15 protein-coding genes are annotated in these 15,355 nt (G+C 66.3%); 4 read left to right on the top strand and 11 right to left on the bottom strand.

Features of this window, described 5'->3' with window-relative positions:
• Position 1 precedes the first annotated feature (1 nt).
• From DU484_RS18420 to DU484_RS18410, 3 genes are read left to right on the top strand one after another with little or no spacing between them, the layout of a single operon-like run.
• Positions 2-2,497, top strand: a complete 2,496-nt coding sequence (locus tag DU484_RS18420) for an efflux RND transporter permease subunit (RefSeq protein WP_114606669.1) — start codon at positions 2-4, stop codon at positions 2,495-2,497.
• Between the two features lie 25 nt (positions 2,498-2,522).
• A complete protein-coding gene (locus DU484_RS18415) occupies positions 2,523-3,689 on the top strand; it encodes a thiolase C-terminal domain-containing protein (RefSeq protein WP_114606668.1) in 1,167 nt (388 codons plus the stop codon).
• Positions 3,686-4,150: a Zn-ribbon domain-containing OB-fold protein gene (locus DU484_RS18410; RefSeq protein WP_114606667.1), complete on the top strand. Its 465-nt coding sequence runs from the start codon at positions 3,686-3,688 to the stop codon at positions 4,148-4,150. The genes DU484_RS18415 and DU484_RS18410 overlap by 4 nt, the downstream gene beginning before the upstream one ends.
• Before the next feature lie 49 nt (positions 4,151-4,199).
• Here the strand turns inward: DU484_RS18410 and DU484_RS20530 are convergent, their stop codons facing one another.
• Positions 4,200-5,588 (bottom strand): CalY family protein, encoded by a 1,389-nt coding sequence (locus DU484_RS20530; protein ID WP_262342813.1) that lies wholly within the window; start codon positions 5,586-5,588, stop codon positions 4,200-4,202.
• Positions 5,589-5,855: 267 nt separating this feature from the next.
• Positions 5,856-6,266: a hypothetical protein gene (locus DU484_RS18400; RefSeq protein ID WP_114606666.1), complete on the bottom strand. Its 411-nt coding sequence runs from the start codon at positions 6,264-6,266 to the stop codon at positions 5,856-5,858.
• 194 nt (positions 6,267-6,460) lie between these two features.
• On the opposite strand from DU484_RS18400, the gene DU484_RS18395 reads away from it, so the two are divergent.
• Positions 6,461-7,744 carry a tyrosine-type recombinase/integrase gene (locus DU484_RS18395; RefSeq protein WP_114606665.1) on the top strand — a complete coding sequence of 428 codons (1,284 nt, stop codon included), beginning with the start codon at positions 6,461-6,463 and terminating at the stop codon, positions 7,742-7,744.
• An 8-nt stretch (positions 7,745-7,752) separates the two neighbouring features.
• Here DU484_RS18395 and DU484_RS18390 read toward each other — a convergent pair whose 3' ends face one another.
• From DU484_RS18390 to DU484_RS18360, 9 genes are all read right to left on the bottom strand, one after another.
• A complete protein-coding gene (locus DU484_RS18390; protein WP_114606664.1) occupies positions 7,753-7,941 on the bottom strand; it encodes a hypothetical protein in 189 nt (62 codons plus the stop codon).
• A 305-nt stretch (positions 7,942-8,246) separates the two neighbouring features.
• Positions 8,247-8,513 (bottom strand): hypothetical protein, encoded by a 267-nt coding sequence (locus DU484_RS18385; RefSeq protein ID WP_114606663.1) that lies wholly within the window; start codon positions 8,511-8,513, stop codon positions 8,247-8,249.
• Positions 8,510-8,806 carry a hypothetical protein gene (locus tag DU484_RS18380; protein ID WP_114606662.1) on the bottom strand — a complete coding sequence of 99 codons (297 nt, stop codon included), beginning with the start codon at positions 8,804-8,806 and terminating at the stop codon, positions 8,510-8,512. Before DU484_RS18380 ends, DU484_RS18385 begins: the two co-directional genes overlap by 4 nt.
• Positions 8,807-9,297: 491 nt before the next feature.
• A complete protein-coding gene (locus DU484_RS19725; RefSeq protein WP_157969604.1) occupies positions 9,298-9,480 on the bottom strand; it encodes a hypothetical protein in 183 nt (60 codons plus the stop codon).
• Positions 9,481-9,875: 395 nt separating this feature from the next.
• Complete coding sequence (locus DU484_RS20775; protein WP_157969603.1) at positions 9,876-10,142, bottom strand: helix-turn-helix domain-containing protein; 267 nt, start codon at positions 10,140-10,142, stop codon at positions 9,876-9,878.
• A gap of 4 nt (positions 10,143-10,146) precedes the next feature.
• Positions 10,147-13,434, bottom strand: a complete 3,288-nt coding sequence (locus tag DU484_RS18370) for a hypothetical protein (protein ID WP_114606660.1) — start codon at positions 13,432-13,434, stop codon at positions 10,147-10,149.
• Complete coding sequence (locus DU484_RS18365; RefSeq protein ID WP_157969602.1) at positions 13,435-14,055, bottom strand: hypothetical protein; 621 nt, start codon at positions 14,053-14,055, stop codon at positions 13,435-13,437. It abuts the gene before it with no gap.
• 78 nt (positions 14,056-14,133) lie between these two features.
• Entirely contained in the window at positions 14,134-14,280 is a 147-nt protein-coding gene (locus tag DU484_RS19720; RefSeq protein ID WP_157969601.1) for a hypothetical protein, read from the bottom strand.
• Positions 14,277-15,323 (bottom strand): tyrosine-type recombinase/integrase, encoded by a 1,047-nt coding sequence (locus DU484_RS18360; RefSeq protein WP_187347730.1) that lies wholly within the window; start codon positions 15,321-15,323, stop codon positions 14,277-14,279. Before DU484_RS18360 ends, DU484_RS19720 begins: the two co-directional genes overlap by 4 nt.
• Positions 15,324-15,355 lie beyond the last annotated feature (32 nt).

Genomic DNA, 15,355 nt, shown 5'->3' with positions numbered 1-15,355 from the left:
CGTGGCGCCGACCGTCGAGTACCAGTGGCTCATCGACGCGGCGGACGACTGGATCACCGGCCGTCCGGGCACCGTCGTCCTCGTCTTCCTCCTCGTAACCGCCGGTTTCGGCCTCGGGCTCCCCGCCGTCTCGACGGAGTCAGGCACCGAGTCGTTCTCCGAGGACGTTCCGGAAGAGCAGGCGCTGGAGGCCGTCACCGAGCAGTTCTCGGCGCCGTTCGAGGCCGACGAGGGAAGCACACAGCTCATCCAGCGCGGCGAGAACGTCCTCTCGAAGCGAGGGTTGCTGCGGATGCTCACGGTGCAGGAACGGCTGGCCGACGACCCCGGGATGCGCGTCGTCGGCACCGAGAGCGCGGCGCGACTCGTCGCGCGGGAACTCGATCCCTCCGCCACGACCCTGGAGGCGGAAATCGACGCCGTCGAGCGCGCGACGCCCGGGCAGATACGGACCGCCGTCGGCACGCTCGCGGCCGAGAGCCCGCGCTTTACCGCCCTGCTGAGCGACGACTTCAACCCGACTGCCGGCGCCGCCTCGGCGACGGTCGGCATCGTCTCCCACGAGGTTCCCGGCGGCCTCGACGCCGGAACGGGGCAGGGGAGCGCCAGCCCGCTCGAATCGATCCAGGTCGAAGCACGGTACATCGCCGACGCCGCCGGCGGCGACGTCGTCGTCTTCGGTTCGGGGATCGTCGCCGTCGAGTTCGGAACCGTCATCGGCGACTCCCTGCTCATCGTCGTCCCGGCGGCGGTGGCGCTCATCGCCCTCTTTCTCGTCATCGCCTACCGTGACCTCGTCGACCTGCTTCTCGGACTGGTCGGTCTCGGAACGACCATCGTGTGGACCTTCGGCTTCATGGGCTTTGCCGGCATCGCGTTCTCACAGATCCTCATCGCGGTGCCGCCACTGTTGCTCGCGGTCGGCATCGACTTCGGCATCCACACGATCAATCGCTACCGGGAGGAACGACTCACCGAGGACGACCCCGAGCGCGCGATGCGGACCGCGACCGACCAACTGCTCGTGGCCTTCTTCATCGTCACCGCGACGACGGTCATCGGCTTCTCCTCCAACCTGGTGAGCGGTCTCCTCCCGATCCGGGAGTTCGGCCTCGTCGCGGCGGTCGGCATCACCTTCACCTTCCTCGTGTTCGGCGTCTACCTCCCGGCGCTCAAACTCTACACCGACGCCCTCCGCGACCGGTATCCGATCCCGACGTTCTCACAGACCCCGATCGGCTCCGAGGGGTCGCGACTCGGCGGCGTCCTCGCCGTCGGCGTGATCGTCGCCAAGCGCGTTCCGGTCGCCTTCCTCCTCGTCGCCCTAGTCGCCGCGGGGGGCGCCGGCTACTACGCCGTCGGCATCGACACGACGTTCTCACAGGAGCAGTTCCTGCCCCCCGAGGAGACCGCCGACTTCTACGACGTCCTCCCCGAACCGTTCAGGCCTGGCGACTACACCATCACGGCCACGATCAACTACCTCGAAGACACCTTCGAGTCGAGCGAGGACGACGAGGTGGTCGTCTACGTCGAGGCACCGATGGAACGCGACACCGCGCTGGAGGCGATATGGCGGGCGGGCGAGAATCCCCCCGAGACGTTCGTGCGGGACGGCCGGCACGCCCGGGAAACGTCCATCGTGACGATAGTGCGTGCCTATCGGACGCAGGACCCCGAGTTCGACGCGCTCGTCGCCCGCAACGACCGGAACGCCAACGGCGTTCCCGACCAAAACCTCGATCAGGTGTACGACCACCTGCTCGCCTCGCCCGCCCGGGAACGGACGCTGGAGTACCTCTCCGAGGACCGCCGGAGCGCCCGCGTGGTGTACGCGGTCAAGGGCGACCGGACCGACGCCGCGATCACCGCGGACGCGCGAATCGTCGCGGAGCGCTACCGGATGGGCGCGACGGCGACGGGCAACATCGTCGTGTTCGAGGCCATCTCCGATATCATCTTCGCGTCCGCCCTCCTCAGTCTCGGGCTGGCACTCGCCGGGACCGCCGTCTTCCTCCTGTTCGTCTACTGGGTGCTCGAGGGACGGGCGTCGCTCGGCCTGGCGAACCTCGCTCCCATCGTCGTCACCGTCGCGTTCGTCGGCGGATCGATGCGCTATCTCGGCTTCTCGTTGAACGCCTTCACCGCCACCGTCCTCGCGATGACCATCGGTCTCGGCATCGACTACTCGGTCCACCTCACCCACCGCTACATCGACGAGCGACGCCTCCAGCCGACGGTCCTCGACGCCCTCTCTCGGAGCGTCTACGGCACCGGCGGCGCCCTCCTCGGGAGCGTCCTCACCACCGTCTTCGGCATCGGCGTCCTCGTCCTCTCGGTCTTCCCCGCTATCGGCGATTTCGGGCTCCTCACCGCGCTGTCCGTGATCTACGCGTTCCTGAGTTCGCTTCTCGTGTTGCCGGCCGCGCTCGTCGTCTGGGAACGGGTCTTCGGCGAGATGTTGCCACCCGAATCCCCGGCGGTGACGAACAGTTAACTGCGTCGCGCGGCTCTGTGGGTGCATGCCCGACCCACGCGTCGCGGCTGTCGGCACCTCACCGCTCGGCCGCACCGAGTTGACGGGGCGGGACCTCTTCAGCGCCGCCGTCGCGGAGGCGTTCGCGGACGGTCCCGACCCGGCCGAGGTGGTCGACGCCGTCTACGTCGGCAACCAGTCCGAGTCCTACGAACACCAGATCATGTACGGCACGCTCCTCGCCGAGTGGTGCGGGCTGCGCCACGTCCCCGCCGAACGCGTCGAGGGCTGTGCCGCCGCCGGCGCCCTCGCCCTGCGCCACGCCGTCGAGGACGTCCGCTCCGGCCGGCGTGATGCGGTGCTCGCCTGCGGCGTCGAGAAGATGACCGCGGGCGGCACCGCGGGGGCGACGAACGCGCTCTCGGCCGCCTTCGACCGGGCGCTCGAACAGCGCACCGGCGTCACGGCGCCGAGCCAGTACGCCCTCCTCGCCCAGCGCTACCTCCACGACACCGACGCGACGGAGCGGGACCTGGCCCGCATCGCGGTGAAGAACCACGCGAACGGCGCCGCCAACCCGCGCGCGCAGTTCCAGCGGGAGACGGACGTGGAGACGGTGCTCGACTCCGACTACGTGGCGCCGCCGCTGAAACTGTTCGACTGTGCACCGGTGACCGACGGCGCGGCCGTCGCCCTCGTCGCGAGCGAAGAGGTTGCGGCGAAGTTCGGGACCGACGGCCCCGCGGTTCGGGTCGCCGGCGTCGGCGCCGGCGCCAACAACATCGGCGTCGCCGACCGGGACCTCACGTTCGTCGAGGGTGCCCACGAGGCGGCGAAGACGGCCTACGACGAGGCCGGCGTCGCCCCCGCCGACATCGACGTGGCCGAGGTCCACGACGCCTTCACCAGCTGCGAGGCGATGCTCGCCGAGGCCGCCGGGTTCGCGCCCCGCGGCCGCGGCTACGAGAGCGCGCTCCCGCCCGCCGAGCGTTCGGACGGCTGGACCGACACGCACCTCAGCACGAGCGGCGGCCTCAAGGCCCGCGGCCACCCCATCGGCGCCACCGGCATCGCGCAGGCCGTCGAGGTGTACGAACAACTGACCGGCACGGCGACGCCGGAGCGACAGGTCGACGACGCGACGACCGGCCTGCTGATCAACGAGGGCGGCGTCGCCGACGCCGTCACCGTCGCCCACGTCCTCACCACATGACCGACCACGATTCATCTACGACCGCACCGCTCACCCGCGACGAGGTGACCGCCGACAGCCCCTTCACCCTCCCCGGCTTCTTCGCCGCGCTTTCCGACGGGGACCTGCTCGCCGCCGTCTGCGAGGACTGCGGGAAGCGACTGATCCCACCCCGCCCGGCGTGTTACGCCTGCGGCGGGCGACACCTCCACGTCGAGCCACAGCCGAAAACCGGGACCGTCGTCTCCTACACCGAGGTGCGGACACCGCCGTCGGCGCTGGCGGATCGGGCGCCCTACACCGTCGCCGTCGTCGAACTCGACTCCGGCGCGCGGCTGACGGGGCGCGTGACCGTCCCCTACGCCGAGACCGACATCGGGATGCCCGTTCGGCTGACGACCCGACCGCTCGACGACGACGAGCGGGAGCTGGCGCTCGATCACGAGAACGAGTGGCCGATTCACGAGTTCGAACCGGCCTGACGGGCGTCGCCGCCGCGGCGACGACGCCTCCGAACGCGGGGACGTGCGCTCAGTCGTCGTTCAGGATCCCCAACTCGTCGGCTTCTTCCTTGCCGGCCGACACGTAGCCGTCCGGACAGGGGTCGCTCGGAGTCTGATCCTCCTCGCTGAACTGACTCGTCGTCTCGACGGAGCTCCCGTTCTCCCCGGTTATTGCCTCCCCGGACGTGACCGGATCCTCGTAGAAGTACGTCGTGAAGTACGTGCTGTACTTCGCGACGAAGACGTCGATCCCCTCGAAGTCGTCGGTCCCGTTCTCCTCGGTGACCTCCCACTTGACCGCCGTCGCGTCGCCGTCATCGTCGGTGCCGGTGACTTCCGTCACGGTGATGTCGACGTCGACGTCTCGTCCCTCCTCGACGCAGGCCGCGAGGAAGCTGATCGCCTGTGATCCGTCGCCGGGCTCTCCGGTACCGTCGCCGGGATCCCCACCGGGATCGCCGGTCGGTTCGTCGTTCATGCCGGAGCCGTCGTTGTGGCGGCACTGCTCGGCGTAGAGCCCCAGGTCGAACGTCGCGGAGTCGGACTGGATCTCGTTGCCGTGGTCGACCGGCACCCACCACGCGAACACGACGGAGTGTTGGGTTCCGCCGGAGAAGCAGTTCCGGGCCCCGGCCGCGCCGCCGCCCTCCTCGGCGGGGATGTCGCCGTTAAGCGCGGTTCCGAGGCTCCCCTCGTTCAGCATGCCGAGGACGTCGCGGATAGAGCCGACGGTGATCGGTGACTCCGTGCCGTTCTGGTAGTTGTTGCCGTCGTCGATCCAGACCGCCGCCTGCACGACGTCGAGCAGTTCGACGACGCCCTCCTCCTCGTCGGGGTCGTCGGCCTCGGGTTCGGTCAGGCCGTTCTCGGCCGCAGCTCGAAGCGTGCCGTCCAGCCAGACGAAGCCGGGATTGTCACAGAGGACGAAGTCGAAGGTGATCTCGCCGAAGTCGCCGGGTTTCACGTCGTCGAGTTCGATCACGGGGCGGTCGATGCCATCGGCCTGACTGTTCGCCTCGCCGTCCACGCAGTCGAGCGATCCGTCGTTGTACGAGTCGTACTGCGTGTTTTCGAGGAACTGTTCCGCGTCGGTCTGGCTCTCGACGGCGATCAGCCACGCGTCGTTGGCCGGGAGGCCGACCTCGCCCGGTTCGAGGTCACCCGACCCGCCGACCTGTCCCTCGGGCATCCGAATGTCTCCCGCCAAGTCGTCGTCCTCGTCGGCGCTCCAGTCGGAGTAGTGCGCCGAATAGGCGACGCCCACGTCGAGCGTACCGGCGACGAGGGAGTTGTTGTCGAACGTCTCCTGATCGCTGAAGTACGCGCTCGTCCCGAGTCCCGCGCCGGCCGACGCCACCCCGATGGTGCCGAGGGCCGCGAGGGCCTTCCGCCGTGAGATGTCGAATTGATCGTCCATTGTGGTAGTCCTCGCTGGGTTCGCCGGGGGCGAACACCTTGGCACAGTTACACAGTCTTGCTGGATAAGTAACCGCTACCTTCGGGTGTCAAAACGGGTCGTTATACGGTGTATTGGGTCCCTAACGTTGGGGCCGTTGCGGACGAATTTCGGACGTTCGGGCGCTCAAACCCGCGAGTAGCGGGTTTGAACGTCTACGGCTCACTACCCTGTGCCGAACGCCGCCAGCCGCCGTTACTGCCGCCGCTCGTCCGCGACGGCGACGCCCTACTGCTTGCAGCCCGCGGTGGACGTGATCTCTCTGACCTGTCCCTTCTTGTCCAGTTTGACCGTGGTCGTGGCTTCCGGCTTGCAGCCGCCACCACCACCCCCTCCTCCACCGCCACCGATGACCCCGATCAGCCCTTTGACCGCACTCTTCGCCTTGTCCCAGAGCCCGCCGAGGAAACCCTTCTCGGCCGTCGTGACGGTGTCCGAGTCGCCGACGACGACCACGTCGTCCAACACCCCGTCCGACTCCCCGGCGCTCGTGAGAATGACGTTGTCGCGGACGGTCACGATGGCCCGAATCTCGTCTCCCCCGGGTGTCTCGAATCGCTTCGACAGTTGCAGGTCCCTGCGGGCCGGCACCGATTCGAACTCCAGCGTCGACGTGCCGTGACTTTCGCGTTCGACCATAAGTGACAATTGATCAAGTATACGCGGTCACTTATTGCGCGTCTGTCACTCGGATGATAAAAACGGGGAGACGCTCGTCGCGAGCGGTATCACTGCGTCTCGACTCGTACGAGCTTCGTCACGAAGCTGATACGCCCGGAGCGGGAATTACACCACAGGTTTAACTCCCCAACATTTGAAGTATAAGATACGTCATGGTCACTAACCCCGACCGCCGCCTCGAAATGCTCCGCGAACAGCTCGAAGGCGGCGAGCGTGAGGTGGCCGACGAGGATCGCGAACTCCTCCTCGCCTTCGACGACCGGATGGCGCTCCTCCCCTCCGAATACGGGAAGCAGCGCCGTGAAAAGCTCCTCCGGCACTGCACCGTCATGGCCGAGGGGGAGGGAAACACCCTCGCCGATGCCCTTACCGACAAAGAGGCGGCCGAGGGCATCGTCCGCTGGATTCACGACGAGCACGACCCCGAGGAGACCCCCGAGACGAACAAGGACTTCCGGATCGCCCTCCGAATGTTCGGGAAGCGCGTCGTCGAGCACGGCGCCGAGGCGCCGACCGACGACGACGGATTCCCCGAAAGTATGGGGTGGATTCCGACGACGACGAGTCGGAACTACGACCCGACGCCCGATCCGGCGAAGATGCTCGACTGGGATGATGACGTGCTCCCGATGATCGACGCCACGATGAACGCCCGCGACGCGGCGCTCATCGCGGTCGCCTTCGACGCCGGCCCTCGTGCCGGCGAACTCCTCGACCTTCGCGTCGGCGACGTATCTGACCACACCCACGGTTTCCGAATCAGCGTCGACGGGAAGAAGGGACAGCGCTCGGTCACGCTGATTACGTCCGTCCCGTTCTTGGAGCGGTGGCTCGCCGACCACCCGCGGAGCGACGACAGTACGGCGCCGCTGTGGTGTAAGCTCCGGAGCGGTGAGGAAATCAGTTACCAGATGGCCCGAAAGATCCCGCGACAGGCGGCCGACCACGCCGGCGTCGAGAAACCCGTCACCTTCACGAACTTCCGGAAGTCCTCGGCGTCGTTCCTCGCCAGTCGCGGCGTGAATCAGCCGGTCCTCGAAGATCATCACGGATGGACCCGCGGCTCGAAGGCTGCGGCGCGGTATATCTCGGTGTTCTCCGAAGCGAGCGATCGGGAGGTCGCCCGCGCCCACGGCGTCGACGTGAGTGAAGAGGAGCCCGACCCGATCGCCGCCGTCACCTGTCCGCGGTGTGGCCGCGACACCCCTCGAAGCGAGGAGTTCTGTATGTGGTGCCACCAGGCGATCGAGCACGGCGCCGTCGACGAGCTCGAAGAGGTTCAGGAAAGCCAGCGCCGGCAGCTCCTCGGCTTGGCGAAAGACCACCCCGAACTCCTCGACCGGCTTGAAGAGATGGAGCCGCTCGTCGAAGCCCTCGGCGGCGATCCCGACGTGATCAAGACGGCGCGGCGGTTCGTCGACGAGACCGACGAGTGAACTCACGTCTACCCCTCCGATTCGAGGCGGTCGAGTTCTCGCCGTAGCGTCTGAATCTCCGGGTCGCCGCCGTATTCCACGATCGCCGCGAGAGCGAGCGCACGAACGAAGTCGTCGTTTCCGTGCTTGATGATTCGCACCAGCGTCTCGCGGTTCTCGCGGACGTAGCGGTCGGGGTCGGTGTCGGCCGAGGCCATCTATCGACTCACCTCCCTGGCGGCCATACGACGACGGCGTTCGATTCCGAAGCGGCTCAGTCGATCCATGCTGTGGGTGGTCGTGCATCGTAGACTGACGACCGCGGTGAGCCGCCGGCGGTCACGGCGTCGACTCTGCCGAGGCGTTACCTCTAAGAGCCGCCGTGAGAGAGAAGCATGTGGTTCGTGTTGGGGCTTCCCTCCCCGACTCGTTTCTGATCGGTTAGCGTGTTGTGTGTCTGTATCTTGTCGATCCTTTTCAGTAGCGCTCGGCAAAAGCGTGCCGCCGGTCGGACCGATCACTCTCAACGCACCTCCTGGGGAGGGAGTACGGTCACAACCGTTGAGTCCGCTACGTCGTAGACGTAAAGCGCACCCGACTCCGGATGCTGCACGATTTGTCGATGCTCGCCGCGGGCTTCGAGCTGCACCGGCACCGCCTCGCTCACCTCACGGGCGATCCGCTCAGCCGGGTACAGGTCGGTGGCGTCGACGCGTTCGAGGAACCGATTTTCGGCGTGCAGCGTCACGTCGACACGCTCGGAACCGGATCCGGGAGCCTGCACGCTCACGCGAAATCCCTCCCGACGTGTTCGGCTTCATCGTCGTCGTCGTTCCCGTTATCAATCTTGTAGAGCTCGTAGCCGTAGGCCCTCACGACCCATTTGACACCATTCGGAACGTCTTCGAAAACGCTGCTATCAAGCTGCTGCTCCTCGTTCCGGATCGCCTCTACGTGGCGAAAGATCGCCCGCTCGTCGTCGAGTTCGAACACGGCCCGATAGTGCTCGTCGCCAACCCACTCGGCGAAAAGGAACTCCTCGCCGATGTAAACCTGCGTTCGCGGGATTGTGAACGTCCGCACTACGCACCACCTCCACTGTCGACGATTAGCCCCTCGGCACGGGCGCGAGCGTACCACTTCGCAACGCGGCGAGGGTGAGCCGGCGGACACTTCCAGAGGAAGCGTGCAACGCCTTCCTTGGCGTGCTTGGGCGGTTGGCCACGACGACAGGCGTCGACGGCCATGTCGCCAGCCAGCGTCGTCTCTTCGCCCGCTGTCGGACGCTGTGCACTCATCCCATTCGCCCCCGCTTACTGTCGGTAGTCGTTACTTGAGACGATCTTGACCGACTGCCTCGTTTACACCAAAATGCTATGAGGCAGGGGTGGGAACAACAGACCGACGACATCGCCTGGTATGCATTCCTCGGTGGCGCCCACGACCGCCGTCCGAGGTCGTCGTCGGCCCGGTGTTCCTTCACCGGGTTTCGTTTCATAATTCTTAGCGTAGCATCGCCTATGACCTCCGCTTCCGGTCTGATAAACTCCTACGACCTTTCACGTTACAAAATATCAATCTTTAGAGTCGTACCAATTTTCATTGAGGACATTCGGATCCCCATCCAAATCATCAATCGTCGATAAAACGGCTTTCAGGCGTTGTTCAACCGAAACATCCTCAGCATCAACAGTCATTACTTGGTCGGCTCTCATTGTCAGTTCATCGATGATTTTTTCATCAATGTTCGGGCGCATAGTCGGTACTTGTCATGTACTGGTATAGTTCTTATCCTGTTCTAAAGTAGGACTTATTCAGTACAACGGAGTACCCAGTTAGGACAGAACAGATGGTGTGAACGGAAAACCACAGGACGGCGGACATTCGACCCAACCCCTCGCCACAGTAGTCGCGACAGAGGGCACGACCATCGAAAGCACGGGCAAAAGCGCCGATACGGATAGACAGGAGGCCAATAACACACACAGAGAGGCAGAAATCTCACACAGAACGCACACACCCTATACCCTAAAGCCATATTTGCGCTCTCGCGTCGACCGCGCGGGCGGGCGCGGGACCCGGAAAGATGATCGGCAGTTCGATTTCGATTCCATTCGAGGTCGAGAGAGAACGCGCGAAGCTCCGATCGTGCTCACTCACCTGCTTCGCCGAGGCAAACCTCGACGATAACTCGAACATCGGTGAGACGAGGCGAGTGCTGTCCTTTCTCCCAGCGCCGCACCGAGTCAGGTGACACGTCGATCCGGTGAGCCACCTCACGAATCGTCAGCCCCGAGAGGATACGGAGCTCGCGCAACTCCTCGGGCGTCGGTAACTTCCACTCCGATGGATGAGGTTCAAGATCGCCGAACTCCGGGTCCGGCTCGTCGCGAGGATACCGGTTTCTGGTTTTCGACATTTTACTACAGGAACCCGCTGTCGTCACTGCCGCCGTCGGAGGTGACACTGAGGCCGCTGAACCCGAACGTGTCGTAGGCCGCTTCGAGGGCATCACGGCGATCGCCCTCGGCTTCGAGCTCGCGGAGCGTAGGTAGCTGCTCCGTGAACGCCGCCGCACCACCGAAGTCCGCCAGCGTCTCCTGACTCGGGGCCTGGGTCGGCGCGGCGCCGAACGCGAAGTCGGCGATGAACTCGTTGTAGTAGCCGACGCTGAGGGGGCGGTCGTCCTCAGCCGTCGCTCCTCCGAACCGGTCGGTGTCGATCTCGAAGTCGAACCCTGGATCGCGGTCGCGATCACGGTCGCGGCGGTTCGGAACGGTCGGCGGCGTGAATGGAGTGTAGGGAGTGCCACCTGTCGGGCCGGGGGGCGAGCCGGGTCCACTCCCACCCGACGGGGAGCCGGGCGACCCCGGTCCGCTCCCACCCGTCGGCGTCCCCGGCGATCCAGGGAGCGACAGTCCGGAGCCGAACCACGATCCGCCACTTCCACCCGACCCGCCGAGCGTCGACGTAAGCGACGGCATGAAATAGCCGTCGTCGCGGCCACTCGCGGCGCCCGATCCGGTTCCACCGCCGGCGGGCGCGCTGTCTTCGCTGCGCGGGGTCGGGTCGAGGAACCCGTCGTCCGCACCATCGGTCGGCGAGCTGACGCCCAGGAGGCTGTCGTCTTGGCTCGGAGTGTCCGACGCGCTGCCGTTACTCCCCTCGTCATCGCGAGGTGTCACGCCGAGTAGATCGTCGCCACCGTCGTCACGACGCGTCGAGTCGGTGAGGCCGTCGCCGGACTCGTCAGCCCCGTCGCCACCTCTGTCGTCGCTTCCACCGCCGTCGCGTGGCGTCACGCTGAGGAGGCCGTCGTCGCCCGCGTCGGTGCGGGGCGTGGCGTCGAGGAGGCCGTCGCTCGGCTCATCAGTAGTCTCGCCACCGCCGTCCGGGCCGTCGGCGCCACCACTCTTTTCAACATCCGGCAGCTCCGTCTCGGCGCCGGTCCCCGTACTTCCCCCGAGACCGAGCGGCGGCGTCACGGGGGTGCCCGACTCGTCGAGTTCCGACGAGTAGCGCGCGGAAATCTCCTCCCCGGTCTGCCGAGCGGTGTCGGCCGTCCGGGCATCCTCCGTATCCAGGTCGGTGCGTCCGGCCCGCTCGAACAGGTCAAGCGGGACGGCCCGCCCGCTCGGCAGCTCGACCGCGAGCCGGTTCCGCATTTGGAACCCACTTCCAGGTGGGTAGATCGCCTCTAACTCTTCGGTGCGACTCCCTGGCGGGCGGACGTAAGCCGTCCCTTCCTCAGCCGCCTCGTCGAGGAACTGCGCGCCGGATGTCCGCGGGTCGGGCCGTGTCCCTCCGTCGGGGTCGGGGATACGACGCGCTCCGGTCGCATCATCGGGCATCCCTTCGATTCGATCACCGCGGAAGCCGGCGAACCGGTCGCTGCCACCGGTGAAATCCGACGCCCTCGGGAAGCGGATTTCAGGCCGAGAGAGCCACGAACTCTCCGAATCCTGAATCCGGAGGGGTGAGGCATCCGGTGACGTGAACAACCCCGGAAGCTCCGACGACCCGCGGGCCGCCTCGAACTCGTCACCGAGATCCGCCTCGGTCGAGTGGAAGAGAACGCGGTCGGCATCGCCGTAGAGGGCGTCGAGCACGGTATCCGGGTTGTCCGCGGCGCGTTCACGCACCTCGGCGACAGCCTGTTCGGTGGGGGCGTCAGTGTCAGTATCGAAATATGGCAATGCGCCCTCGACACCCCGCTCGCTCGTAGTGTCCTCAAGCTGGACCGTCTCATCGGCCTGCCGACGCACTCGCGCCGAGCGAATCCGTGTCCCCAGGCCGCCCCCAGCGCGGACCGCCGCCGTTCCCACCACCGCCTCGCCGAGGAGGTTCCCCCCGGTCTGATACGGGCGGCGGCGGGCGCTGCGCGTCGTCCCTTGGAGGATCGCCCCGGAGGTATCGAGCGCGGTGTCGGCGACCGTTCCGGCACCGTACTCGTCGACAGTCTCGGGAAGATTCCGCCCGACCTGCCAGGCTGTATTGTAGATGAGCACGCCCTGCGACGGAGCGGCGGCGATGTTGCCGGGAACATTCCCGAGACCGCGGGCAAAGTTGCCCGCCTCGGCGTTCCCGGTGAGTTCGGTCACGAGGCGATCGGCCTCGGCACCGACGCCGAAGAACTCCTGGTAGCCCTCAGCACGTCGACGAACGTCGGCGACCGTCTCCTCGCTGAAGCGCCCTCGCCCCTCGGTGAGCGCGTCCGTCACGTCGGTGTTCACTGGATCGCGTGCGCCTGGATCAAGCCCCAGGGTTGGCCCGCCGAGGTCCACGGTGTCCCGGCGTGCAGCGGCGCCGGTGATGCCGAAGTACGGTGCCACCTCCTCGCTGTCCTGAAAGAGAGCATCGACCGCGAAGTCGACGGGTCCGACCGGTTCGTAAGGGCTCTCGACCGGCGTCGGCCGGCCGAGTTGGCGCTGTCCGAACCGCGTCACGGCCGCTCGAATCTCGCCGTCACTCAACCTCCGCTGCAGGTCGCGTTGCTGGTTCGGGCCGAGCGCCGCCACGTCCGTCGGCTGCGCCGGCGTCGACATCGGGAGTTCGCCTTCGTTTTCACCCCCACGACCGGGCGCGCTGTCGCCCGGGGCCGGGACGACGGTCTCGATCCCCTCGGGATTCCGCGTGACCCCGACGCCGCGGTCGGTCGTGTCGCCGACTTGGACGTTGCCGTCGCCCGTGTTCGCGACGGTGTCACCGTCCGGCGTCTCGGTCACGGAGGTGCCGCGATCCGGGTCGGTGTCAGGATCGTCGGTGCCGGTGTCACCCTGAGGAGCCTGGGTTTGGTTCTGGTCGCTGTCGCCACCCTCAAACGTCGTGTCCGAGCCGTCGTCGCCCGTGACGCCGCTGCCGGCGTCCGTGTCGCTGCCGCCGCCCGAATAGGTCGTGTCCGAATCCGATCCTCGACGGTCACCGCCACCGCCGACGACGCCCGACGTGTCGTCGTCGCTGCCACCGCCGTCACCCCATGAATCTGGCTGGTCGCTATCGCTATCGCCTCCACCGACACCACCTCCGGTATCGCCGCCGCCAGTATCCGAGCCGCCGGTGTTGCTGCTGTCGTTGCCCCCGCCGCCGCCGGAGAACGACGTATCCGAGCCGTCGTCGCCCGTGACGCCGCTGCCGGTGTCGGTGTCGGATCCGCCACCGACGCCGGAGAAGTCGTTGTCGCTGTCGTCGCCGGTCGAGCCACGACGCGCCATCTACTCCTCACCTCCGAACAGGCGAACTCCGGGGAACGGATCGTCGTCGCCCCCGTCGTCGCGGTTGTCCGCGGTGCCAGTAAGGCCGAACGGATCGGCGACGCTCAACCCCTCGCCAGCAACCGGATCGTCCCCGCCTTCCATCCCGAATCCGGCACTCACGCCGACGAAGGCTGGGTCGCTGGCTGCTCGCTCCGGTCGGTCGGATGCCTCGCCCTCGAACGTCAGCCCGGCACCCGTGGCCAACCCGTCGCCCTCAGCAGCCGCGGCGCGAGCCATGTCCGTGACGACCCGTTCATCACCGATGGTGCGCAGCGAGCCACCCATCGGCGACCGGACTTTGGCCGCGTCGGTCGCGCGCTTCGCGATCGAGTCCGTTTCCGTCCCGGTCGTCCCGTAGTCGCCGTCCGGTGCGCCTTCGTCGGCCTCGAGTGCGCGGAGGGTTTCTCGAGCTGCTGCTTTCACCGCGTCCGCATCCGCGCGCTCCTGAATCTCGGCCTCGGCGCGATCTTGTGCGCTCCGTGACGCCGATCCCGCCCGTTCCCTCAGCGCTCCGACGGTGCGTTGTTTCACCCGCGCGAGACGGCTTCCGCGGTCGTCTCTCGAATCTTGCCTTGCCATGTATCCAAATACTATGAACTGTAAAAAAGGGGTGTCGCGTAAATTTCGAGAGCGGGGAAACCAGCAGGCGAGGCCGAATCAGTTGCCGCCGGCGCTGCCGGATAGACGCACCTCTCGCCGGCAAATCGGGCATCGGAGGAGTTCGTTCGCCTTCGCGATAGACATGACCGTCTCGGCGTGCTCGAAGCGGTCGCCGGTGCAGGTCTGTCGACACACGGCAGTCATAATCCGATATCCGAGATCGCGCCTCTTCTTCGCGAAAGATCCTGTTCGAGATCCGGTTTGTCGTAGTACCGCCGAATCGTCTCGGGGATCGCGTCGACACGTCCCGAGACGACCTTGATATCGCACCCTCGATTCCGCATGTCAGTGATGCGCCCGGTCCGGATCGCGTGCGGGCTCACACTCGACGGGCATTTACTCTCGTGGCCGTGGCCTCGATACTCGCAGGATTGAGGGTCCTCGTCGTGCGGGCAACCGCCCCGAAGGCAGGGCTGGGTCAGCTCGTAGACGAGTCGCCGCACCGTCGTCGTCGCGTGCCGGCCGAACTTCGTCGTCAGTAACGGCTCGCGGCCGTAGTCGTCGGTCCGGTCGTTGCGGTGGAGTCGAATGTACGACGCGACGACGTCGACGGTTGACTCGTCGAGGACGTTTATCCGCTCGCTCGACTGCCCGTTCTTCAGGCGTGTGTCCGATTCCGGGCGGCTTCGGAACGTCACGGTCCCCTGACCAACGTCGAAGTCTTCCAAGTCGAGCGCCCGCAGGCCGCTGATCCGACAGCCCGTGTCCCACAGTAGGAGGAACAGGGCGTGCTCGCGGCTCGCCTTGTGGTACTCGTCGAGATAGTCGATGATCGCGTGAGCGCGCTCACGGCCGAGCATCACGTCGCTTGAATCGTCTCCTTTGGAAAGCGACGGGATGATTTGGCCCATCGACTCCGGGAGCGCCGGCTCGACGGCCTCCACCGCGACGCCGAACTGAAGGAATTGTCGAACCGTGCGGAGTTCGTTCTGCAGCGTCGAAGTCTCACACTTCGGGTGTCGGTGATCCCGATACGCTTTGATGTGCCGGCCGGTCACGTCGTTGAGGTTGAGGATGCCCTCGTCCTCACACCACGCGATGAACCGGCTGACTCGGCGCCGGTAGCTGTCGGCTGTGCTGCCTTTCGTCGAGTCAGCGACCACGTCGAGCCATTCATCGAGAGCCCTCTGTGGAATCATCGGTTCCAAGTCGTTACGATCCTGCTTCTGTGGGTTTTCGAGCGACATACGACGTTGGTCTATATCTGAGCCAGTGGCCT

Origin of the sequence: Haloplanus rubicundus, assembly GCF_003342675.1 — an archaeon.
Taxonomy (GTDB): domain Archaea; phylum Halobacteriota; class Halobacteria; order Halobacteriales; family Haloferacaceae; genus Haloplanus; species Haloplanus rubicundus.
Note: the sequence above shows the minus strand (reverse complement) of the source record. Positions and strands in the feature narration are given on the sequence as shown.